At 38.1% G+C, this 23,452-nt stretch carries 19 protein-coding genes; 11 read left to right on the top strand and 8 right to left on the bottom strand.

The features are described 5' to 3' along the window. Window position 1: 1 nt before the first annotated feature. The gene (gene dnaN, locus CBE70_RS00565; protein WP_075673270.1) at window positions 2–1,105 is read right to left on the bottom strand and encodes a DNA polymerase III subunit beta; all 1,104 of its coding nucleotides are present in this window, start codon (window positions 1,103–1,105) and stop codon (window positions 2–4) included. A gap of 4 nt (window positions 1,106–1,109) precedes the next feature. Then, window positions 1,110–2,510: a chromosomal replication initiator protein DnaA gene (gene dnaA, locus CBE70_RS00570; RefSeq protein WP_100157783.1), complete on the bottom strand. Its 1,401-nt coding sequence runs from the start codon at window positions 2,508–2,510 to the stop codon at window positions 1,110–1,112. Window positions 2,511–3,250: 740 nt separating this feature from the next. Here dnaA and rpmH point away from each other — a divergent pair. From rpmH to CBE70_RS00600, 6 genes are all read left to right on the top strand, one after another. Further along, window positions 3,251–3,394, top strand: coding sequence for a 50S ribosomal protein L34 (gene rpmH / locus CBE70_RS00575; protein WP_004246509.1), 144 nt, complete (start codon window positions 3,251–3,253; stop codon window positions 3,392–3,394). Between the two features lie 17 nt (window positions 3,395–3,411). Beyond that, window positions 3,412–3,771, top strand: coding sequence for a ribonuclease P protein component (gene rnpA, locus CBE70_RS00580; protein WP_071788569.1), 360 nt, complete (start codon window positions 3,412–3,414; stop codon window positions 3,769–3,771). Then, on the top strand, window positions 3,735–3,995 hold the full coding sequence (yidD, locus tag CBE70_RS00585) for a membrane protein insertion efficiency factor YidD (protein ID WP_072064717.1): 261 nt from the start codon (window positions 3,735–3,737) through the stop codon (window positions 3,993–3,995). Before rnpA ends, yidD begins: the two co-directional genes overlap by 37 nt. 2 nt (window positions 3,996–3,997) lie before the next feature. After that, window positions 3,998–5,638, top strand: a complete 1,641-nt coding sequence (yidC, locus tag CBE70_RS00590; RefSeq protein WP_100157784.1) for a membrane protein insertase YidC — start codon at window positions 3,998–4,000, stop codon at window positions 5,636–5,638. Between the two features lie 130 nt (window positions 5,639–5,768). Then, complete coding sequence (mnmE, locus tag CBE70_RS00595; RefSeq protein WP_100157785.1) at window positions 5,769–7,133, top strand: tRNA uridine-5-carboxymethylaminomethyl(34) synthesis GTPase MnmE; 1,365 nt, start codon at window positions 5,769–5,771, stop codon at window positions 7,131–7,133. A 403-nt stretch (window positions 7,134–7,536) separates the two neighbouring features. After that, window positions 7,537–7,998 (top strand): DUF1097 domain-containing protein, encoded by a 462-nt coding sequence (locus CBE70_RS00600; RefSeq protein WP_088494149.1) that lies wholly within the window; start codon window positions 7,537–7,539, stop codon window positions 7,996–7,998. An 81-nt stretch (window positions 7,999–8,079) separates the two neighbouring features. Here the strand turns inward: CBE70_RS00600 and CBE70_RS00605 are convergent, their stop codons facing one another. The 5 genes from CBE70_RS00605 to CBE70_RS00625 form a co-directional block, all read right to left on the bottom strand. Next, on the bottom strand, window positions 8,080–8,874 hold the full coding sequence (locus tag CBE70_RS00605; protein ID WP_100157786.1) for an energy transducer TonB: 795 nt from the start codon (window positions 8,872–8,874) through the stop codon (window positions 8,080–8,082). Window positions 8,875–8,901: 27 nt separating this feature from the next. Then, a complete protein-coding gene (locus CBE70_RS00610; RefSeq protein ID WP_100157787.1) occupies window positions 8,902–11,949 on the bottom strand; it encodes a TonB-dependent receptor domain-containing protein in 3,048 nt (1,015 codons plus the stop codon). A gap of 41 nt (window positions 11,950–11,990) precedes the next feature. Next, the gene (locus tag CBE70_RS00615) at window positions 11,991–13,355 is read right to left on the bottom strand and encodes a surface lipoprotein assembly modifier (protein WP_100157788.1); all 1,365 of its coding nucleotides are present in this window, start codon (window positions 13,353–13,355) and stop codon (window positions 11,991–11,993) included. A gap of 183 nt (window positions 13,356–13,538) precedes the next feature. Further along, window positions 13,539–14,327 (bottom strand): Slam-dependent surface lipoprotein, encoded by a 789-nt coding sequence (locus CBE70_RS00620; protein ID WP_100157789.1) that lies wholly within the window; start codon window positions 14,325–14,327, stop codon window positions 13,539–13,541. Window positions 14,328–14,749: 422 nt separating this feature from the next. Beyond that, a complete protein-coding gene (locus tag CBE70_RS00625; protein ID WP_100157790.1) occupies window positions 14,750–15,637 on the bottom strand; it encodes a LysR family transcriptional regulator in 888 nt (295 codons plus the stop codon). Between the two features lie 226 nt (window positions 15,638–15,863). Between CBE70_RS00625 and umoA the strand changes: the two genes are divergently transcribed. Next, window positions 15,864–16,400: a UmoA family flagellar biogenesis regulator gene (umoA, locus tag CBE70_RS00630; RefSeq protein ID WP_100157791.1), complete on the top strand. Its 537-nt coding sequence runs from the start codon at window positions 15,864–15,866 to the stop codon at window positions 16,398–16,400. A 260-nt stretch (window positions 16,401–16,660) separates the two neighbouring features. Next, window positions 16,661–17,524: an ATP-grasp fold amidoligase family protein gene (locus CBE70_RS00635; RefSeq protein WP_100157792.1), complete on the top strand. Its 864-nt coding sequence runs from the start codon at window positions 16,661–16,663 to the stop codon at window positions 17,522–17,524. Window positions 17,525–17,598: 74 nt separating this feature from the next. Here CBE70_RS00635 and fdhD read toward each other — a convergent pair whose 3' ends face one another. Then, entirely contained in the window at window positions 17,599–18,429 is an 831-nt protein-coding gene (gene fdhD, locus CBE70_RS00640; protein ID WP_100157793.1) for a formate dehydrogenase accessory sulfurtransferase FdhD, read from the bottom strand. A gap of 178 nt (window positions 18,430–18,607) precedes the next feature. On the opposite strand from fdhD, the gene fdnG reads away from it, so the two are divergent. Genes fdnG through fdoI form a run of 3 tightly spaced genes read left to right on the top strand, consistent with a single transcriptional unit; the run spans window position 18,608 to window position 23,258 of the window. Continuing rightward, on the top strand, window positions 18,608–21,655 hold the full coding sequence (gene fdnG / locus CBE70_RS00650; protein ID WP_157925983.1) for a formate dehydrogenase-N subunit alpha: 3,048 nt from the start codon (window positions 18,608–18,610) through the stop codon (window positions 21,653–21,655). 11 nt (window positions 21,656–21,666) lie between these two features. Then, entirely contained in the window at window positions 21,667–22,605 is a 939-nt protein-coding gene (fdxH, locus tag CBE70_RS00655; RefSeq protein WP_006534310.1) for a formate dehydrogenase subunit beta, read from the top strand. Continuing rightward, window positions 22,602–23,258 (top strand): formate dehydrogenase cytochrome b556 subunit, encoded by a 657-nt coding sequence (gene fdoI, locus CBE70_RS00660; protein ID WP_023583347.1) that lies wholly within the window; start codon window positions 22,602–22,604, stop codon window positions 23,256–23,258. The genes fdxH and fdoI overlap by 4 nt, the downstream gene beginning before the upstream one ends. Window positions 23,259–23,452: the final 194 nt, after the last annotated feature.

Raw genomic sequence — 23,452 nt, forward strand, 5'->3', positions numbered from 1 at the left:
ATTATAAACGCATTGGCATAACAACATAAGCAGCCGCAGAACTTGCTACGTTTTCCACTTGAACACTTGAAACAGCATCTGTTAGCAGAAGCTTAACTTCTTCACATTTCAATGTATTAAGTACATCAAGGAGATAACTGACATTAAAGCCAATCTCCATTTCTTCACCTTGATATTGAACATCTACAATTTCTTCTGCTTCTTCTTGTTCAGGGTTATTGGCTGTAATTTTCAATTGGCCGTTGGTGAGGTTTATACGCACACCACGGAATTTTTCATTGGATAAAATTGCAGCACGAGAAAATGCCTGTTTAAGAATATCACAACCCGCAGTCACTGTTTTCGTTGGGTTTTTCGGTAATACGCGACGATAGTCAGGGAAACGACCATCAACCAACTTCGAGGTGAAAATAAAATCACCCACATGCGCACGTATATTGTTACTACCGATTTGCAATTGCAGTGAGCTTTCACCACCACCATCAAGTAAACGCATCAATTCAATGACACCTTTACGAGGAACAATAACAGAATGCCCAGGCAAAGATTGTCCAATATCCATTGAACATACCGCTAAACGGTGTCCATCTGTTGCAACTGTGCGTAACTCTGTATTTTCAGTTTCAAACAACATACCGTTGAGATAATAACGCACATCTTGATGCGCCATTGAAAATTGAGTGGACTCAATCAGACGTTTTAATGTTGCTTGAGGCAAAGTAAATTCAACTTCACTTTGCCAGTCATCTAAATTAGGAAAATCAGATGCAGGTAATGTTGATAAGGAGAAACGGCTACGACCTGAACGCACTAATAGGCGATCACCATCAAGCTCAACACTAATTTCAGCACCTTCTGGTAACCCACGCCAAATATCAAAAAACTTACGCGCAGGAACAGTTGTGGCGCCAATTTCATGAGATTGGCTAAGATTAACTCTTGCCACCATCTCCATTTCAAGGTCAGTTCCAGTTAGCGATAAGGTATTTTCAGTTACCTTAAGCAATAAGTTACCTAAAATAGGTAATGTTGGACGACCACCTAAAGGGCCACTTACTTGTTGTAGCGGCTTAAGAAGCTGTTCACGTTCAATGATAAATTTCATAGCGCTAGGATGATAATGTTCTGATTAAGTTAGAAAAATCTTCTTTGATGTCATGACTTTCTTCACGCAATTGCTCTATTTTTCGGCATGCATGAAGGACTGTTGTATGATCACGACCACCAAAGGCATCCCCGATTTCAGGCAAGCTGTGGTTTGTTAATTCCTTCGCCAGCGCCATTGCCATTTGCCTCGGACGGGCAACCGATCGGGATCTCCGCTTTGACAGCAAATCAGCGACTTTAATTTTATAATATTCAGCAACCGTTTTTTGAATATTATCAATAGTGACTAATTTTTCCTGCAAGGCGAGCAGATCACGTAATGCTTCACGTACAAAGTCGATAGTAATCGCGCGACCTGTAAAGTTTGCGTTAGCAATCACTCGGTTTAATGCACCTTCAAGCTCACGGACGTTAGAACGAAGTCTTTTAGCAATAAAAAAGGCCACTTCGTCAGGTAACTGAATTTGGTTTTCATCCGCTTTTTTCATCAAAATCGCCACTCGGGTTTCAAGTTCAGGTGGCTCAATAGCAACCGTTAATCCCCAACCAAAGCGTGATTTTAATCTGTCTTCAACACCATTTATCTCTTTAGGATAACGGTCTGACGTTAAAATAATTTGCTGATTACCCTCTAACAATGCGTTAAAGGTATGAAAAAATTCTTCTTGTGAACGCTCTTTATTAGCGAAAAATTGAATATCATCAATTAATAGTGCATCCACAGAACGGTAATAGCGTTTAAAGTCTTCTATCGCATTATTTTGTAATGCTTTTACCATATCTTGTACGAAACGTTCAGAATGCATATACACGACTTTTGCATTCGCTTTACGTTCCATAATGCTGTTACCCACAGCGTGTAACAAGTGCGTTTTACCAAGCCCTGTTCCACCATATAAAAAGAGTGGGTTATAAGCTCCACCAGGATTATCAGCAACTTGTCTTGCTGCCGCTCTTGCTAACTGGTTTGATTTACCTTCAACGAAGTTATCAAACTTATGTTTAGGGTTAACGTTAGAACGATAATTGAGTTCAGGTAGTTGAGATGCAGGTTGATTATCCCAACTAGGGCGAACAGGCTGACTATGTGTTGGAGCTGTATTCACTGTTGGATGTACAACCGCTTTAGGGATACTTTCCGTAGTACGTGCTGATGCTGGTTTATTACCAACTTCAAAACGTAAAGAAGGGACTTCAGAGCCACAAAAATCCACTAATAATGCGTTGATATTATTAATGTATTTTTCTCTCACCCAATCTAAGACAAAACGATTAGGTGCATACAGCGCCAGCGTATTATCGCTTAGTTCTGCCTGCAAGGGACGTATCCACATACTAAATTCAGTGGCAGGTAACTCATCCTGCAATCGGGCAAGACAATGCTGCCAAAGCGAAAGTGACACGGCGGACTCCCCTAAAAAAACAAGACTAAAAAATAAACAGGAAAAATGCAGTTAAACACTGTGCGCCTAAATACAAAGTGCACAACACCGTTCCTCTTCAATTCTTAATAAGGAACAACTCTTGGTGACAACGATTTTTTTACATCGTGACTCACGATCGCAGACTGGCTATTCTGATCGTGACGGGGGATCATATCGCAAAATGAAACGAAGATCCTCTTTCTTTTGCACAGTTTTTATGGTTTTTATCCACAGGCTTGCTGATTTACGATAATTCACCAAATGAAATATGCAAAGGCGTTCTAGTGTACTTGAGTCGTCCTATAAATAGCAATTGGGGATAACTTTCTCTTCGCATAAATATCCCTTTCTTATAGTAAGTGATCAAATATCTCTCATTTGATCCACTAAAGATCCTTGCGCTTTCACCATGAGTCCGTATAATCTTGCACCCTGCGTGCTTGTACCAACAAAGTCACTTATTAAGACCTTTTTTAGGCCGCTAATAAGCGTACTCGTTGCGCATAAGTCAGGATTGATTATCGGGTTTGCTAAAAAAGACGACAAAAATCGGTACTTAAAGCGTCATCTTCATTGACGCATTTGAGTGATTTTATTACAATCCCGCATCTTTCCATCATTGATGCTGCGATTGAAGTACCGGTTTGTTTGTTTATTGCACGCCTGTCTGTCAACGCATTTGCTGAATCAGTAATTATATTAAGTAGGTAGAAATCGCCATGAAACGCACTTTTCAACCGTCTGTACTGAAGCGCAACCGTAACCACGGCTTCCGCGCTCGTATGGCCACTAAAAATGGTCGTCAGGTTCTGGCTCGCCGTCGTGCGAAAGGCCGCGCTCGTCTGACCGTTTCTTCGAAATAATAAAAGCTAACCATTCCGTGGTTAAGCTCGCTTTTCCAAGGGAGTTACGTTTGTTAACTCCCAAGCATTTCAATTTTGTTTTCCAGCAACCACAACGTGCGAGTTCACCAGAAGTTACTATTTTGGGTCGCCAGAATGAGCTGGGGCATCCCCGCATCGGTCTAACAATCGCAAAGAAAAACGTTAAACGTGCTCATGAGCGCAATCGTATTAAACGATTAGCCCGTGAATACTTTCGTTTACATCAGCATGAATTACCGCCGATGGATTTTGTGCTATTAGTAAGAAAAGGGGTTGCTGAACTTGATAACCATCAATTGACGGAAGTGTTGGGTAAATTATGGCGTCGTCATTGTCGCTTGGCTCAAAAGTCCTGATCTTGCTGATTAGGGGCTATCAACTGGGGATTAGTCCTCTGTTGGGGCCTCGTTGTCGTTTTAATCCTACGTGCTCTAATTACGGAATTGAGGCATTGCGCAGGTTTGGAATGATAAAAGGTAGTTGGTTAACAGTGAAACGCATATTAAAATGCCACCCTTTACACGAAGGTGGTGATGATCCTGTCCCACCTAGAAAAAACGACGATAACAGAGAAAATTAACGATGGATTCGCAACGCAATCTTCTATTCATCGCTTTGCTGTTCGTTTCTTTCCTGATCTGGCAGCAGTGGGAGGGTGATAAAGTTTCACAAAACACCACCACTACCGCTCAGGTCTCGCAACAAGCGGACGTGCCAAGCAGTGATAGTCTTGCTGTAACTGGTAACAGCAATGAGCAGGCAAAATTGATTACCGTAAAAACTGACGTACTTGATATCCGTATCAATACTCAGGGCGGTACTATCGATGAGGCTGATTTGTTAGCCTATCCCGCCGAGCTTAATTCGACAACACCTTTCCGTTTACTGGAAACTACACCACAATTCCTGTATCAGGCTCAAAGTGGCTTAATCGGCCCAGATGGTCCAGATCAGAAATCACGCCCAGTTTATAGTGCTGATAAAAACGAATTCGTACTTGGTGAAAACCAAGATGAATTGCGCGTGCCGATGACTTTCGTAAATGAAGAAGGCGTAAAATTCGTCAAAACCTTCATTCTGAAGAAAGGTCAGTACGATATCGGTATTGATTACAAAATTGAGAATACAACAGATAAAACGTTGACCATGAACTTCTACGGTCAGTTAAAACAATCTGTTAAATTGCCAGAAAGCCGTGATACAGGTAGCAGCAACTTTGCGCTACACACTTATCGTGGTGCGGCATACTCATCAGATGAAACCAACTATAAAAAATATAGCTTTGGTGATATCGAAGATAAAAACTTATCTATAACCACCAATAATGGTTGGGTTGCAATGTTACAACAGTACTTTGCAACAGCATGGGTTCCTTCTAAAGAGAGTCAGAACAATAGCTTCTACTCTATCACTTTAGAAAACAAATCTATTGCTCTGATTGGTTATAAATCAGCACCGGTGACAATTGCACCAAATAGCAGTGCTGATATCAGCTCAACATTATGGGTTGGCCCTGAAATTCAGTCAGAAATGTCAGCCATTGCGCCACATTTAGACCTATCTGTAGACTACGGTTGGTTATGGTTTATCTCTCAGCCACTGTTTAAACTGCTGAAATTCCTTCACAGCTTTATCGGTAACTGGGGCTTCTCCATCATCATGATCACCTTTATCGTTCGTGGTATCATGTATCCGCTGACTAAAGCGCAATACACTTCCATGGCGAAAATGCGTTTACTGCAACCAAAACTGGCTGCACTGCGTGAACGTATTGGTGATGACAAACAACGTATGAGCCAAGAAATGATGGCGTTATACAAACAAGAGAAAGTGAACCCTCTGGGTGGCTGTTTACCACTGATTATCCAGATGCCAATCTTCCTTGCATTGTATTACATGCTGATGGGCTCTGTTGAATTACGTCATGCGCCATTCATGTTATGGATCCAAGACTTATCGGCACAAGATCCGTACTACATCCTGCCATTATTAATGGGTGTGACAATGTTCATCATTCAGAAACTGTCTCCTACAGCAGTGACTGATCCGATGCAACAAAAAATCATGACCTTTATGCCGGTTGTGTTTACCGTATTCTTCCTGTGGTTCCCATCAGGTCTGGTTCTGTACTATATCGTCAGTAACTTAGTGACCATTATCCAGCAGCAGTTAATTTACCGCGGTCTGGAAAAACGTGGTTTACACAGTAGAGACAAAAAATAAGGTCACATGAGGAAAAACCTCTTCCTTGGTTACATTCAAAGGAAAGTGACATAAAATAGCGAAGGCGGTCTACAATGACCGCCTTCTGTTTTTTATATTGATATGATTATTCTGATTAAGCGAGTACACCATGCATAGCACTGATACTATCGTCGCTCAGGCCACACCTCCGGGAAGAGGCGGTGTTGGTATCCTACGCGTTTCTGGCCCCAAAGCGGCACTTGTGGCACAAACTGTCTTAGGTAAATTACCTAAACCTCGTTATGCCGATTATCTGCCTTTTCGCAATGATGATAACTCCGTGCTTGATCAGGGTATCGCCCTTTTCTTCCCAAATCCGAACTCATTTACGGGTGAAGATGTTCTAGAGCTACAAGGCCATGGCGGCCCCGTTATCCTAGATTTATTACTAAAACGTATCTTACAAATTCCCGGTGTGCGTATTGCTAATCCTGGTGAATTTTCTGAACGCGCATTCTTAAACGACAAACTCGACTTAGCACAAGCCGAAGCCATTGCCGATTTAATTGATGCCAGCTCAGAACAAGCAGCTCGCTCTGCAATTAACTCACTGCAAGGTGCATTTTCCTCTCATATTAACGAGATGGTGGAATCACTGACACATCTGCGTATTTATGTAGAAGCTGCGATTGATTTCCCGGATGAAGAGATTGATTTTCTTTCTGATGGCATCATTGAAGGAAAGCTTAACGCTGTTATTGAAGAATTAGATGATGTTCGAGCTCAAGCGCGCCAAGGCAGCTTACTACGCGAAGGCATGAAAGTGGTTATCGCAGGTCGCCCTAATGCGGGTAAATCAAGCTTATTGAATGCATTAGCAGGCAGAGAAGCGGCGATTGTTACGGATATTGCCGGTACAACGCGTGATGTATTGCGTGAACATATTCATATTGATGGCATGCCTTTGCATATTATCGATACGGCAGGCTTACGTGAAGCCAGTGATGAAGTAGAACGCATTGGTATTGAACGTGCTTGGAAAGAGATTGAGCAAGCAGACAGAGTGCTATTTATGGTTGATAGCACCACAACCGATGCAACAACACCTGAAGATATCTGGCCTGAATTTATGGCTCGTTTACCAAATACCTTGCCTGTTACTGTTATTCGTAATAAATCAGATTTAACGGGTGAGAATGTCGAGATCACGGCTCAAGGTAATTACCCGATGATCCGCTTATCTGCTCGTGATGGTATGGGTATCGAATTACTTCGCTCACACCTAAAAGAAGCGATGGGTTTTAATAGTAATACTGAAGGTGGTTTCTTAGCGCGTCGCCGTCATTTACAGGCATTAAATACCGCAGCAGAACATTTACAGCAAGGCCATGAGCAATTGGTTTATGCAAAATCAGGTGAATTATTGGCAGAAGAGTTAAGACTGGCTCAGCAAGCATTAAGTGAAATCACTGGTGAATTTACCTCAGATGATTTATTAGGTCGTATTTTCTCTAGTTTCTGTATTGGGAAGTAATACCTCACCATTACCTGCTATACCGTGTAATTTTAGATTTAACGGTTATAGCAGGTAAACATTGAATATGTATGATTGCACTTAGGTAATAAATTCTTTTTCAAAAAAAGTAAAATAAATTACTTATTCTTTTTTACTCTTTATATTATTAAACACTAGTTTTCAATCAATCCATTAATAATAAATATAAAACACTTTATCCTACTCTTTTATATTTAATCGTAAATTGAATGGCGCAATCGATTACTTTTTAACTTCTAAATATTTAATAAAAAAAATAGTATTTAACTCTCATATCATTGCGTTTCTTAATGATCTAAATATAGAAAATCAACTAATAACAATGCTAAACTTCGTTTTTAGTTAACTGGGTAAATATCCCCCTTATATTTAAGAGTCTATCGTGAGAACGCTTTATTTTACTGCGCTGACAACAGGCATTCTTTCTGCCATTTGGGCATTTGTTGCTAATCAATTTGACTTATTAAGCTGGGCAGGCTTCTTAGGTTGTACTGCCTATTTTGCTTATCCTAAAGAAGGTATTAAAGGATTAGCTGTTACTATGGCTACCATTATGAGTGGCGTAATTTGGGCATTGGCGATTATTTATGGTAGCCAAGTATTTAGTGATATTTCTATTTTTGGCTATGCTGTCACAGGTGTTATTGCCTTTGTTATGTGTATTCAAGCCAAAAGTGCATTACTTGCTTATATCCCCGGCACATTTATTGGGGCATGTACAATATTTGCAGCACAAGGGGATCTCTCTCAAACCATCCCTTCATTAATCGTTGGTGTTTTATTTGGTTATTCGATGAAAATGAGTGGGCTTTGGGTTGCCAATAAATGGCCGAAAACCGCTTAACCTACAATTTTCAATACATATCAATACTCATGACAAAAAACACCTAAGCATTCAATATACTTAGGTGTTTTGTTTATGACATTAATTTAATTGAAAATCTAATGAAACAACTAAAGGATTCAATAAGCTTTCGGGTTTAGGACCAATGGGTTTTACACGTTTAACCGCAGCAATAGCTGCATTATCAAGAGACGAAATACCCGAAGTACTTTCTATCTCAACCCTTGAAATCGCACCTTCTGATGTTAGTGAAAAACTCACCACTACCTGACCTTCATGTTGCATGCGCCGTGCTTGTGATGGATAACGTTTATGTCGCTCTATTTCTCGACGCAGCGAACTAATATAGTGATTGTCAGATTCACCTTGTCCTATTCCTTTCTCGCTTAATGCATGGCTTCTTCCTGCTAACGAGCTTGCAGTATGTTGCGTTAAGCTTTCTGCCGATGCTTCTGATGTTGTTTGCGCTATTTGGCTTTCTAAATCACGCTGTTTTATCGGCTCTACTTTTTTTTGTACCACTGGCTTTTTCACTGATGTGATTGGTTTTATGGGGATAGGTTTTTCTTTAGGTTTTTCAAGTGTTTTCTTTGGTGCTTCAACAAACTCCCCTTTTTCTGCACTCGGTAAAACCATGGTAGTATCTTGAGGCTCAATTTTTTCAATAGGCTCAGGCACGACTGTAGATTGTTGGGGCGGTGAAAATACGACTTGGTAAACGGATAATGTATTTTCTTGTTGCTGATGAATATGGTGCGCACTTTCTGTCATAGAAAGTGAACGTAACACCCAACTTAATATGGCGATATAAACTAACGATATCCCTATTAGCCAATAATAAATATTAAACGGATGCCTGACAGAAAGTGCCAACATAAATAAAAGCTCCTTACTCTCTTTTAATTAAAATTGTGCAGTAACACCTAATCGGAACGTTCTTCCCGGTGCAGGCATACCTGATCGCGTTAATGGATCAATGTAATATTCGTTTAATAAATTACTGCCCGTTATTTCAAAAGATAAATTAGGGCTATATTGATAGTTAATATAGGCATCAACGGTAAAGACTTTTGCCCAACGCATCGGGTTATTATTTTGACCATACATTTCTCTTGGTAACTTTTCTTTTAGCCATTTTTCATCTTTATTTTCCACTTCTGATGAATAGAGCCAACGACTGCCAACTTCTAATTTATTATCTAACCAACGAGTCCCTAAATGTAAATTAACTGAATATTTAGGCTGAATAGAGGTACGTAAAAAACCACCAGGATACCCTCCTGTCATACACTCTTTAATACCCAAGAAACCAAAGGGATCATAGTTACTAAAGGCATTTTTATCGCATACCTTATTTTTATGACTATAAACGAGAGCGGTATCCATAAAAATAAAACCGTTATCAAAACGAGCTTGAACTTCCAGCCCTTCTAATTTTTGCTTTTCAAATTGCCTAATCTGCCAATTCGCATCTCTATCAAACACATTTTCGATATTGGTATAAAAATAATTAATTTTAACGTCAGCATGGCGCTCTACATTAAGCCAATCGGTAAAATCAAACACAATCCCAAACTCTGTACTTTTGGCTCGTTCTGGTTTTAATTTAAAACCGTAATAACGGGCTTTAGAGCCTGAAAATCCGCTAGTATCTTCAAATAAATTAGGTAAACGCAGTTGCTCAGTATAACGTCCATAAAAACGTAATATCTCGTTGGCATACACCGTCGCAGAAACTAGAGGTGAAAATGCTCCATGTTGATAACTTGGCTCTGGTGCAAAGACATCTTGGCTATCTTCTAAATAAATAGGGATTGGATTTGTCACACCCATTTCATATTTATTAACTAGTTTACCGGTAATTGGATCGGACACTTTTTCATTGATATTAAGATGACCATTTAAGAACATATTGTTACTTTTAGGTAATTCACCATTTTTGTCATAAGTCCACACCGTATATTCCGTGGTCATAGGGCGTTTTTGAGAAGATTTTATGTTGAGATTTCCTTGTTCATCATGAAGAAAATCATCTTGCATCATATCAATCTGAATTCTTTTAACTTCATTATTATTAATAATCTTTTCTTTTATTTCAGGTAATAAATTTTCATATTCAGGATAAACAATTTTAGATCGTTGAAAATCACGTACTTTTTTATCCATTTCTGTATAACGTCGGTAATTTTTAAGCTCTTCAGGTAACGTCTCCACATCAATCCGATGAATTGCTCTATATAATAAATATTCCTCAGCGGTTAATGTGCGTCGATAAGGAAGAATAAAGCCTCTTATTGAGGGAGATTTCTCATAACCCTTTACTTTATTTTTCCGCTTATTATTTAAAAAAGTGTCTGTTAAATGATAATAGTGATATTTCCCTCCCGCAGTAATAGCTAACCAAGAAAGAGGTTTCCAATCTGTGGAAAGGGCTAAATTAATTTCATGACGTTGCCCTGCGCGCCCTGAGGTAACAAAATCAAAACCTGCAGGTAATTCCAATTCATCACTATCTAATTTTTCAAATTGATAATGACTGGAAAATGAAATAGAAAATTGAGGTGATAATTTAAATATCGAAGATAAATCAATACCGTAACGGTTATTTTCTTGGTACAGAGAAGAAGTATCAATAAAGCGAATATCTGTTTTTAGATCCAATTTAGATACAAACATATCACCATAATCGATATTCTTGGGCACCCTTGGTTCACCACCACGAGTATTGGTATGTCCAGATGTTAAGTTACCCCATAGCCGTAACAGTAAATCAGCTTTCTTATCTTCTGGCTTCCACTGATAAGTTAATATTCCCGCCTGTTGATTAATCGTTGCTAATGGCCATTGATTTACTAAGTTTTTTTCGTAACGAGCCCAACTTAAACGTAGAGGCATAATATCGCCAAACAGTAAGTCTGTGTATCGATAGTTAATTGAAAAACGATGTGTTGATTCAGGAAATAATGTTCCTTTTACTAAAAAGGAACGATTACGACTAGAGGTATTAGGAACTTCATTACCAGGACGATAAATATGAGCAATAAAAGGAACATAAGGTGTTAACCTTACTTTATAATCATTAGAATGAATTGATTTCATATTATCGGTTTCGAGATAAGCTTTTGTATTTCTTTTTCCTGCTAAATAATTTCCTTTTTCTCGCAATGCATAAGCAAATAATAAATTAAAATTTTCTTTTTCAAACCCAACGCCTAGACGAAATGAATGATCATGAAAACGCCAATCTTTATCTTTTTGAGGCGTGATTTCTAAAGCAGGATCACTAATTTTTGTTCCTTTATGATGAAATTGAGAATATTTTCGATAATCTTCAAGCATATCTAAATAAACTTCTTTATACCGTGTAGCGTTATTACTAATATCCCCTTTAAAATTAATTCCAAAAGAGTCACCAATAGGCACAATATCACGAATATCTAGTGTTTTTATTGCAATACCGCCACCAATACCTGTTTTCATATCTGGTGTTAATGAAGGACCTTTTTCAATATAGATACTACTAATGAGGTTAGAATCAATATAGTTACGATTAGAGGCACCACTATAACCACGATAAACAGTAATTGCTTGCTCTGTACCATCCACAGTAACCGGGATACGACCTTGTCCTTGAATACCCCGAATATTCGGATCAAGCGCCCCACCATTACGCGCTTCACCACTATAAACCCCAATGGCGCTTTTTAGTAAATCTGCCGGAGAAACACCTTGATAACGCTCTAATAACTCTTTGCCTAAATAAACATTAGAGACATCTTTCTCATAAACTTGTGAATAACCTTGTTTATCTTTTTCTTTATTATCTGAAATCTGAATATGACCAAGATCGGTTTTATCTTCTTTGGCTTGCAGATAAAAGCAAGGGGAAAATAGCGAGAGAGAAACGAAGATTGAAACAATTTTCCGCTTTCTAAAAAGCATTATATGCATTGTTTTACCTATTCAATTAATAAAGGAAGTAACTTATTTAATTAAAATTGTTTTTCTAATTTAAATAACACTTCATGTTGCTGATACTGATATAACCAATCCACATTGCTTAATCTTCGGGTATAACGTAATTCTATTGCGGGGTAAAACCCTAAAACAAAAGGGGATTTATTTTTAATATTGGTTGTAAAAACAAAGCTATTATCTTTTCTTCTCTTTTTTAATAAAGGATTATAGTTATTAAAGTGTTTAAATTGATATTGTAAAAAAAAAGATATATGCCAATTCACTGACAATGGATAATAAACGCCAGTTTTTATACCATACTGCTGATAATTTAATAAAGTGTTTTTTTTTCGCCCCAACTGATAATTTAATTGATTAACTAAGTGTATTTTATTATTAAAATAATAGTCATGGTTAGCACTATAACTAAGTCGCTGACTATTTAAATTATTTAACTCTTCTTGATATTTCTTTATTTTATAATCAAAACTTAAATTAATAGTTTGATTTTTATTAATCAAATAAGAAATTTTTGTTTCACTTCCCCATGCTTGATATTCATATTGAGTCTGTGCTTTTTTTATTTCGTAATAGGGTGTTATTAACCATTGATATTGAGGTTTTTGATAGCGATAACCTAGTTGTGTATATAATGCAAAAAAGTTAGCGCTACGGTGAGAGTGATAATCTATATATCGAGCATAAGCATAAGAAGAAAAAGTATGGTGAGAATGAATGATAAAAGGCTGATAAAAAGAAAAATAATGAGTAAGACCTGTTGATGCAATGGGTTTTGCCCCTCTTAGCGTCATTTTGCTTTGGGTAGATTGAGAGACAATTTGTTCAGCTAAATCAGGTGCATGGTTAATATTATTATTATAAAAGAAGCTAAATTGATAAAAACGTTGGCCTTGAAAATAAGAGGCTAATTTAACCTTATAAAACTCAATAGATTGGGTAATATTTTTAGATAAATCAACAACATTGCTCAATTGATTAAGTTGTTGCTGTGCTTTTTTATATTCTCGCAAATGAAAATAAAGCTGAATTAAGCCTGTTTGCGCTGGGATAAAATCGGCTTTTTGCTTAAGTTGTTGCTGATAATAAAACTCAGCTTGTAAAAAATCGCCCTTTGTTTGGGCTAAAAGCGCTTTAGCATAATCAATTAATAGTGTTTCATGTAAAGGTAATTGTTGATAGTTCAGTAATAATTCTTCAGCCTTTTTCCACTGCTGTTGTTGCAAAGCGCGATAAAGTTGTTGACCTATTTGAGCAACTTGGTGTTGAGGTGAAGAATAAGAGGTCAAAACAGAATTATTTTCTTTGGCGTTTATTTTTAATGGAAAAAATAACGCACTGATAATAAAAAACAATTCCATTCGTTTTTGATAATAACGCATGGTATATCCTTATAATAAAAACCGTTCTATTCCTTAAGATCGGCTTATTTTTGATAAAAAAAAACAGATAACCCTATACCTGATTATCTGTTGCTAAAAATTAGCTTAATGACCACTAATACCACATTTAAAGAATTAACCGATTGTTTTACCAAATATAATTATAATGCTACATTTAAACGATTAAGAAGCATCCGTGCTTGCTGTCGTTTCTTCGCTTTCACTGCTATTTTTCGTACCACCAAAACCGATATCTTTTGTGTGATCCGAACTAAACACCACAATACCCGCTAACGCTTCAGCACTTTCACCAAAAAAGGCACCTTCAACAACCCCTGATGTTGTGCCTTCCTTCGCATCTGCCGAAAACGTCACTTGGTTATTTGCGGTATAAAGATTTCCACTTTCTAACTCAACAGTACGTTGACTATTCGCCAATGAACCTTCGATTTTCTTTTGAGAAAAATCAACATCAAATGTACCTGAAAATAGGTTACTACCACTGTATTGGCTAATACCCGTTACAGTATAAGTTGCGCTATCTGTTGGTAATGTGGTTGTGACATCTTTACCCACATAATAGGTTTGGTGTGTTGCATCCGTTGCTGATGTTGTTTTTGCCCAATCACCAAAATAGACATTGGCATCCGTGATTTTAGCAAAATGAAAAACCCCCATATCACTATGTTGGCGATTAGATTGAACTGTATAAACGCCATGGCTATCTGCATTACCACCCATCATTGGCGATGTTAACGAAGCAAAACCAATTTTTTTTCCACCTCCTACTGTACTAATACCAACACCTGGCTCTCCACCGGGTATTTGACTATGACCACGTTGTATAGCATCACTCGGACCTACACTCATGGTGCTTAATGGCCCGCTTTGATTAGAATGAATTTCTGCTTGTACAGCATGAGTACCCATTAATACAAATAGTGCGCAGACTAATTTATTATGTTTTTTCATAATAACTTCCTTATTATTAGTTTGAGGGTGTGGCTACTTATTATAAATAACAAGTAGCCACTTACAGAAGTATTTATATTTTATCTTTACAGCTTCACTTACGGATATAAAGCTTGCTGTGTTGGACGTAGGTAATATTAAATAAATCGCTTTCATTGTAAATAACACATTTTAATTACAGAGATTTTAATTAACCTTATTTATATTATGAGAATTAAATTAATTAAATGATTTAACTTAATTTTTTATTTAAATACATAAAAAATCAATAAATATTTCATGTTTATTTTTGTGAACAAACTCGCAATTATTTATCTTTATTTCTTTTAAAACTAATTAATATTTATTAGATGTTTTAGCTTTATTATAAGTTATATATTAGAAATATAATCATTTCTAAAATCAAAAACCTTTTTCATTCATTATTTTTTATTTATTTCCTCGGAAATTATTTTTATAAAAATATCACGATCTTTATTCTGAATATTATTATTCCAAATAACACCTATTTCCCATTGTGTATACAAACCAGACAGTGGCAATAAAGTGACTTTTTGTTTGTCACAAATAAGTTCTGCATTTTTAGGTACCAATGCCATTCCTAATCCAGCAGCAACTAACGCTAACTGCGTTTGAATATCTTGCGATTGTTGTAATACACGAGGTTTGATTTGATGATGTTGCAAAAAATCATGGATTTGTTGGTACAGTTTTTTTCCTTTTTCAGGCACCAACTGAATAAGCCCAAGCGTATTAAAGTAGTGTAATGGATCATCATCCGATTCTAACACCATAATCGTTTGCGTAGGGATTGCTAACATCAATCGCTCTTGTGCTAATGAAATGCCTTTTAATGGCGCAGTAACGGGTAAACGTGAAAACGCAAGATCAAGCTCACCTAAAAGCAATTTATCTTCCATTGTATTAGAAGGCATATCATCAACATGAACGGTAATATCAGGATGAGCGCGATTAAATTTTGCCAATAATGGTGTAATAAAATTTAATGAGGACAAACCAAACCCTGCATAAAGTTCTGCTTTTTGGGGTTCACTTAATTGACGAGCCTGTTTTTCTAGAACTCGGGCTTCTCTTAAAACTGACCGAGACTGACTCAGTAAATACTGCCCTTCAGGTGTTAATTTTGCACCATGACGCCCACGTTGAAAAAGAGTGATACCTAATTGAGATTCTAGCGTTTTTATCTGTTTAGTGAGTGCCGGTTGGCTAATACAAAGCCTTGATGAGGCTTCACCAAAATGTTCTGTTTCAGCTAAAACAACAAAAGCATTCAATAAACGGGTATCCATAATTAATTATTAATCCTACATTATTTTCCTTTATTATTATTCTAACATAAAATAAATAAATAAAATTAATAACCAAAAAAATGCATTAATAATCAATTATTCTCTATTTTTGATAACCTTTTGGAATGAAATAAGATAACAGCAAGAAATAACAGGGTTATACATCTCTGTTTCACGGAACAAATACCTTATTTTTTGGCATCATAATGGCAATTAAGGAGTATTTATGTCTGCTAAGTCCCTATTTATAATTCTTTCATTATTAGGATTATCTGTTTCCTGTTTGGCAGGAGATGGCTTAGTGGATAGAACATGGACAGCATCTGGATTAAATACACAAAGTTATCGACAAGCATTAAGACAACCGGCTGCCACCTCTCGATATACTCTTTTTAATATCACACCAGATATGCCTGTTCCGGGTGGTGCAAGCCATTCTGATCATCAAGGTATTCGTTATATTGCAATGAAATATGGCCCTTATGGTCAGCCAGAACACTATAAAACCTACCAAATCATGTTTTCCCACTATTCAAATAGTAGTACGAAGAAAATTCGCTATTTAGGTGAATTATATACTGTTGTTGGTGATATCTATTTAATTGATCCTTTTGCAACAACCAATGAATGGCAACGTGGCCGTAGCCAAATCGTTGAAGAGTACTATGAGATATTAGATGCTCACGGAAATAGAACAGGTAAAGGATTACGCTTTAATAATTGGGATAAACCAATTCATATAACTAAATGGTCATCAAATTAATATACTCTTAATCAATACTCCTTTTTGTTAACGCTCTCTTAATGTCTTCGTTTTTTATTTTATTAAAATAAGCACTTTGAATATTAACCAAAATTAATACTTTCTGAGTTTATATAAATAAAAAATATAATAATATCAATAACTGACATTATTCTCTTAATTTCTATTTAATTTAATTATTTCTTTATTTTATATAGAAATTTAATTCAAAGAAAAGTTAGTTTTTATTTCACTTATCTATTTAAAATAATCATTAGCTTATGAAAATCATAGAATATTACTTCAAACAATTTCGAACTATCGCATTGCCTGATCGTGTGTATTTAAAGAATAAGTTTATTCGTAACTTAGGCTATCAACCAAACTTTAAAATACCGACGTCACTTAATGAAAAAATAAATGCACGTATGCTATTCGATAGAAATCCAATTTATACGCGCTTAGCAGATAAAATCAAAGTAAGAGATTATGTAATAGAAAAGATTGGTCCACACTATCTGGTTCCTATCATTAACACTTATTCTCATCCTGATGAAATCGATATCACTCAACTTCCTTCACGTTTTGTACTCAAATGTAATCATGATAGTGGTAGTACAATCATCTGCCTTGATAAAGCAACTTTTGATTTTGAAAAAGCAAAGAAAAAGCTTCAATTTCATTTAAAACGTAATCTCTATCCTGTCACTCGTGAATGGCACTATAAAAACATCAAAGCTCGAATTATCTGTGAAGAATATATTGATTTGTTTGATACAAAAAAACCAATGATACCAACAACTTGTCGTCTTCACTGCTTCAATGGTCAGCCTCATTATGCTGAAATTGATATTTCTGATACCAAAGGGAATGAGTATATAAATGTGTACGATACAAATTGGCAGTTACAACCCATCACATTAGAAGATCCGAACACACCAGAACTTGTTGAAAAACCAACTCAATTTGAAAATATGTTGCAATTAGCCGCTAAAATGGCAAATGACTTTAATTATTGTCGAGTTGATTTTTTAATGTCTGAAAATAAGCTTATCTTTAGTGAAATGACCTTTACCCCAAATGCAGGGCGTATCCCCATCAAACCTAAAGAGTGGGATTATAAATTAGGTGCATTGTGGCCCTAAAAGAGAAAATGAAATAGGTATCAATCGTTACACGAAACGATGGCACCTATTTTTAAAAATTTCATTTTACTTAGTCAATTAGTCAGTCGTTGCGGATGAGTAAATACCGTAGCTCTTCCGCGACGACAAAAACCCACCAGCGTAACATTGTATTTATTAGCAACTTCAACAGCTAAAGAGGTTGCAGCAGAAACAGCAAATAAAATTTCCGCACCACACATAGCGGCTTTTTGTACCATTTCATAGCTTGCTCGGCTTGAAACTAATACCGCGCCTTCATTCCACTTTTCTTGTGCTTTCATACCTAAAAGCTTATCAAGCGCAACATGACGACCAACGTCTTCACATCCTCCTTGCATTTCACCTTCTGGCGACAACCAAACAGCAGCATGTGTACAACCCGTTAGCTCTCCGATTTCTTGAACGGTTGTCATCTGCTCTAAGGCTTTATCAAGATTTGAAAGTGAAAATGTTTGTGTAAAAGGTAACGGTGTAATAGGTCGAAAAATCTCTTCTAGTTGTTCAGTTCCACAAATACCACAACCAGTACGACCAGTCATATTGCGGCGTCGCTCTTTTAATCCCATAAAGCGTCGGCTTGATAATTCAACTTGAACTTCAATGCCCCCGTTACAACTTTCCACAATTTCGATACTGCGAATTTCATTAGATGATTCTATAATGCCTTCGGATAAAGAAAATCCGACAGCAAACAATTCTAAATTTTTAGGGCTTGCCATCATAACGACGTGAGAAATTCCGTTGTACACTAATGCAACAGGAACTTCGAGTGCAATATAATCGTCTTCTTGTCTGTTTAGAGATCCCTTGTGTTGCACAATTGTTTGATCTACGCCAACGATTACACGTTTAGTTAACAATTTTGTCGATTTTGTTTCATCCATAAGATGAATTCCTAAATTTATTAATACATAATAACAATACGGGTAAAACGATTTTACACTACCTATCAGGCAATGAACCTGATCCTATTAAGGATAATAGGAATAAAAAAACAATCAGCTCCATTTTCGTGAAGAAAATTAGAGTCAGTAAAAGCAATGTATGATGAGGAGAGACCCCATGCAGGTCAGCAGAAGACAGTTCTTTAAGATCTGTGCTGGCGGTATGGCAGGTACTACAGCGGCGGCGCTCGGTTTTGCACCAGCAGTTGCGCTAGCAGGCTCACGTCAGTATAAATTACTGAGAGCCCGCGAAACCCGCAATACCTGTACGTACTGTTCTGTCGGTTGTGGACTATTAATGTATAGTCTGGGCGATGGCGCGAAAAACGCAAAAGAAACAATATTCCATATTGAAGGTGACTCAGACCATCCAGTAAACCGCGGTGCATTATGCCCTAAAGGTGCTGGTCTTGTGGATTTCATCCACAGTGAAGGTCGCTTAAAACACCCAGAATACCGAGCACCCGGCTCGGATAAATGGGTAAAACTCTCATGGGAAGAAACGTTTGATCGTATTGCGCGCTTAATCAAAAAAGACCGCGATGCCAACTTCCAGAAATTCAATAAAGAAGGTGTAGAAGTCAACCGTTGGTTAACAACGGGTATGCTTTGCGCCTCTGCAGCAAGCAATGAAACTGGGTTTTTAACTCAGAAATTCTCAAGAGCTCTTGGGATGCTGGCTGTCGATAACCAAGCGCGTGTCTGACACGGACCAACGGTAGCAAGTCTTGCTCCAACATTTGGTCGCGGTGCGATGACCAACCACTGGGTTGATATGAAAAATGCCAACCTTATCGTCGTTATGGGCGGTAATGCGGCAGAAGCACACCCTGTGGGATTCCGCTGGGCGATGGAAGCTAAAATCCATAATAACGCCAAGCTCATTGTTATTGATCCTCGCTTCACCCGTACTGCGGCTGTTGCGGATTTCTATACGCCTATCCGTTCTGGTACTGATATTACGTTCTTATCGGGCGTTATCTTATATCTGCTCGAAAATAAGAAATATCAAAAAGAATACGTTGAGGCTTATACCAATGCTAGCTTGATTGTCCGTGAAGACTATCATTTTGATGATGGTTTATTCAGCGGATATGATGCAGAAAAACGTAAATACGATAAAACCACTTGGAACTACGAGATGGATGAAAATGGTTTCGCAAAACGCGACACCACATTACAACATCCTCGTTGTGTCTGGAATCTGTTAAAACAACACGTTAGCCGTTACACGCCTGATGTGGTTACTCAGATTTGTGGTACACCAAAAGATGATTTCTTAAAAGTCTGTGAATATATTGCTGAAACAGCAGCGAAAGATAAAACAGCATCTTTCCTGTATGCATTAGGCTGGACTCAACATACCGTTGGTGCTCAAAACATTCGTACCATGGCAATGATCCAATTACTGTTAGGTAATATGGGTATGGCTGGTGGCGGTGTTAACGCACTACGTGGTCACTCTAATATTCAAGGCTTAACTGACCTCGGTCTATTATCTCAAAGCTTACCAGGCTATATGACTCTGCCTTCTGAAAAGCAGACTTCATTAGAAACCTACTTAGCTGCAAATACGCCAAAAGCGACAGTACCGGGGCAAGTTAACTACTGGGGCAATTATCCTAAATTCTTCGTTAGTATGATGAAGACATTCTATGGTGATAATGCTCAACGTGATAATGATTGGGGCTTCTCGCTGCTACCTAAGTGGGATAAACCTTACGACGTTCTACAATACTTCGACATGATGGATAAAGGTGAAGTCAACGGCTATATCTGCCAAGGCTTTAACCCAGTTGCATCATTCCCGAATAAGAACAAAGTTGTTCGTTCATTATCAAAACTGAAATTCCTTATCACTATGGATCCGCTAAATACTGAAACCTCGTGTTTCTGGCAGAACCACGGTGAAGAGAACGACGTTAAAACAGCAGATATTCAGACTGAAGTTTTCCGTCTGCCAACAACCTGTTTCGCAGAAGAAGACGGTTCTATCGTTAACTCTGGTCGCTGGTTACAGTGGCACTGGAAAGGTGGTGATGCCCCTGGTGTTGCTATCCCTGATGCTGAGATTTTATCTGGTATTTTCCATCGTTTACGCCAACTCTACAAAGAAGAAGGCGGTGCGATGCCAGAACAGGTGTTGAATATGACTTGGGATTACTTTGATCCTGATAATCCAACATCCGCAGAAGTTGCACAAGAAAGTAATGGTAGAGCATTAGTTGATTTAAAAGACGCTGATGGCAATATCATTCTGAAAAAAGGTCAACTGCTTAGCTCGTTCGCTCAGTTACGTGATGATGGTACAACAGCAAGTGGCTGTTGGATCTTCGCAGGTAGCTGGACAGAGAAAGGTAACCAAATGGCTAACCGTGATAACTCCGATCCATCAGGATTAGGGAATACATTAGGTTGGGCATGGGCATGGCCTCTTAACCGTCGCATTATTTATAACCGCGCATCGGCAGACCCACAAGGTCAACCATGGGATCCTAAACGTAAGTTAATCGAATGGGATGGCAGCAAATGGACGGGTATTGATGTACCTGACTATAGCAACGCTGCACCGGGTTCTGATGTTGGTCCATTTATTATGCAGCCGGAAGGTATGGGACGTCTGTTTGCTATCGATAAGATGGCAGAAGGCCCATTCCCTGAACACTATGAGCCAATTGAAACACCATTGGGTACTAACCCACTGCATCCAAATGTGGTTTCAAACCCAGCAGCGCGTGTCTTTAAAGATGACTGGAAAGATATGGGTAAAGCAGAAGATTTCCCATATGTCGGTACAACTTATCGTCTGACAGAACATTTCCACTTCTGGACTAAACACGCGCGCTTAAATGCGATTATTCAGCCACAACAATTTATTGAAATTGGTGAACGTTTAGCCGCAGAAAAAGGCATTGTTCAAGGCGATACCGTTAAAGTCAGCTCAAAACGTGGTTATATCAAAGCGAAAGCAGTGGTCACTAAACGTATTAAAACCCTTGATGTTGATGGGCGCAAAGTGGATACCATTGGTATTCCTATTCACTGGGGCTTTGAAGGTGTTGCAGTGAAAGGCTTTATTGCGAATACGTTAACGCCATTCGTTGGTGATGCGAATACACAAACGCCTGAGTTTAAAGCGTTCCTTGTTAATGTGGAAAAGGTGTAAGGAGATAAATTATGTCACTGCAATCCCAAGACATTATTCGTCGCTCTGCTACCAATTCCCTCACTCCCGCGCCTCAGGTGCGGGATTACAAGGAAGAAGTGGCAAAACTTATCGACGTAACAACCTGTATCGGCTGTAAAGCCTGTCAGGTTGCTTGTTCTGAATGGAACGATATTCGCGATAAAATTGGCACTAACGTAGGTGTTTACGATAACCCAACTGACCTAACGGCAAAATCATGGACAGTGATGCGTTTCTCTGAAGTTGAAGAGAACGGCAAGCTGGAATGGTTAATTCGTAAAGATGGTTGTATGCACTGTGCTGATCCGGGCTGTTTAAAAGCATGCCCAGCAGAAGGCGCAATCATTCAATATGCTAACGGTATTGTTGATTTCCAATCAGAACACTGCATTGGTTGTGGTTATTGTATCGCCGGTTGTCCTTTTAACGTGCCTCGCATTAATGAAGAAGATAACCGTGCTTACAAATGTACGTTATGTGTTGACCGTGTAGAAGTAGGTCAAGAGCCTGCATGTGTGAAAACGTGCCCAACAGGCGCGATTCATTTTGGTTCGAAAGAAGCGATGCTCAATCTTGCTGGTGAACGTGTTGCAGAGCTGCAAACTCGTGGCTATGACAACGCGGGTCTTTACGATCCACAAGGTGTGGGTGGTACACACGTAATGTATGTTCTCCATCATGCTGACAAACCAAACCTGTATCATGGTTTACCTGAAAACCCAGAAATTAGCTCAACGGTTAAATTCTGGAAAGGCATCTGGAAACCATTGGCTGCTGTTGGTTTTGCCGCAACCTTCGCGGGCGCTATTTTCCACTATTTAGGTGTCGGTCCAAACCGTACAACTGAAGAAGATGAAGAAGAAGCACTCAAAGAGATGGAAGCATCTTCTAAAACACAGACCTCTGTGAATAAGGAGGAGCAGAAATGATGAAGAAGAAAGGTGATAAAATTCTTCGCCATACCGCATCAGAGCGTATAAACCACTGGGTCGTTGTGATTGTCTTTCTGTTCACAGCAATCAGCGGATTGGGTTTCTTCTTCCCATCTCTGAACTGGTTCATGAATATTTTAGGAACACCAGAATTGTCGCGTCTGTTACACCCATTTGTGGGTAGTGCTATGGCAATTCTCTTTATCTTTATGTTCTTCAGATACTTGAAGTATAACTTTATCGATAAAGATGACTTAGTCTGGGCTAAAAATATTCATAAAGTGCTACAAAATGAAGAAGCTGGCGATATCGGTCACTACAATTTAGGTCAGAAAGGCATTTACTGGATGTTAAGTATCAGCCTTATCTTACTTACTGTCAGTGGCATTATTATTTGGCGTCCTTATTTCGCTGAGTATTTCTCGATCCCAGTTATTAGAATTGCCTTATTAGTTCACTCATTATCAGCAATCTTACTGATAATCACCGTATTTGTTCACGCTTATGCGGCATTCTGGGTAAAAGGTTCAATTCGTAGCATGATTGAAGGCTGGGTAACTCGCGGTTGGGCTAAAAAGCACCACCCTCGTTGGTATCGTGAAATTCTCGAAGAAGAGAAAAAAGAAGCCGAAAAGCAGTCACAGAAATAATGCCTTAAAGTGTATTTCTGAACAAACGGAGGCTTGATTAGCCTCCGTTTTTTATTTAGTTTACGCCCGCATTTAAGACGTAAAAAAAACAATAAAATCACGCTATTATTACCCACTGTCATGGCTTCATGTTTGCTTTTGATTTATTCTGAAGCCAAACCCTGTGGGTATTCACTATAAAATTTATGATAATA

Origin of the sequence: Proteus columbae, assembly GCF_002777965.1 — a bacterium.
GTDB lineage: Bacteria > Pseudomonadota > Gammaproteobacteria > Enterobacterales > Enterobacteriaceae > Proteus > Proteus columbae.

Coding starts and splice junctions, on each gene's coding strand:
- dnaN (WP_075673270.1), bottom strand. CDS start 1,105: ATGAAATTTATCATTGAACGTGAACAGCTTCTTAAGCCGCTACAACAA.
- rpmH (WP_004246509.1), top strand. CDS start 3,251: ATGAAACGCACTTTTCAACCGTCTGTACTGAAGCGCAACCGTAACCAC.
- yidD (WP_072064717.1), top strand. CDS start 3,735: ATGGCGTCGTCATTGTCGCTTGGCTCAAAAGTCCTGATCTTGCTGATT.
- yidC (WP_100157784.1), top strand. CDS start 3,998: ATGGATTCGCAACGCAATCTTCTATTCATCGCTTTGCTGTTCGTTTCT.
- mnmE (WP_100157785.1), top strand. CDS start 5,769: ATGCATAGCACTGATACTATCGTCGCTCAGGCCACACCTCCGGGAAGA.
- CBE70_RS00605 (WP_100157786.1), bottom strand. CDS start 8,874: ATGTTGGCACTTTCTGTCAGGCATCCGTTTAATATTTATTATTGGCTA.
- CBE70_RS00610 (WP_100157787.1), bottom strand. CDS start 11,949: ATGCATATAATGCTTTTTAGAAAGCGGAAAATTGTTTCAATCTTCGTT.
- CBE70_RS00615 (WP_100157788.1), bottom strand. CDS start 13,355: ATGCGTTATTATCAAAAACGAATGGAATTGTTTTTTATTATCAGTGCG.
- CBE70_RS00620 (WP_100157789.1), bottom strand. CDS start 14,327: ATGAAAAAACATAATAAATTAGTCTGCGCACTATTTGTATTAATGGGT.
- CBE70_RS00625 (WP_100157790.1), bottom strand. CDS start 15,637: ATGGATACCCGTTTATTGAATGCTTTTGTTGTTTTAGCTGAAACAGAA.
- umoA (WP_100157791.1), top strand. CDS start 15,864: ATGTCTGCTAAGTCCCTATTTATAATTCTTTCATTATTAGGATTATCT.
- CBE70_RS00635 (WP_100157792.1), top strand. CDS start 16,661: ATGAAAATCATAGAATATTACTTCAAACAATTTCGAACTATCGCATTG.
- fdhD (WP_100157793.1), bottom strand. CDS start 18,429: ATGGATGAAACAAAATCGACAAAATTGTTAACTAAACGTGTAATCGTT.
- fdxH (WP_006534310.1), top strand. CDS start 21,667: ATGTCACTGCAATCCCAAGACATTATTCGTCGCTCTGCTACCAATTCC.
- fdoI (WP_023583347.1), top strand. CDS start 22,602: ATGATGAAGAAGAAAGGTGATAAAATTCTTCGCCATACCGCATCAGAG.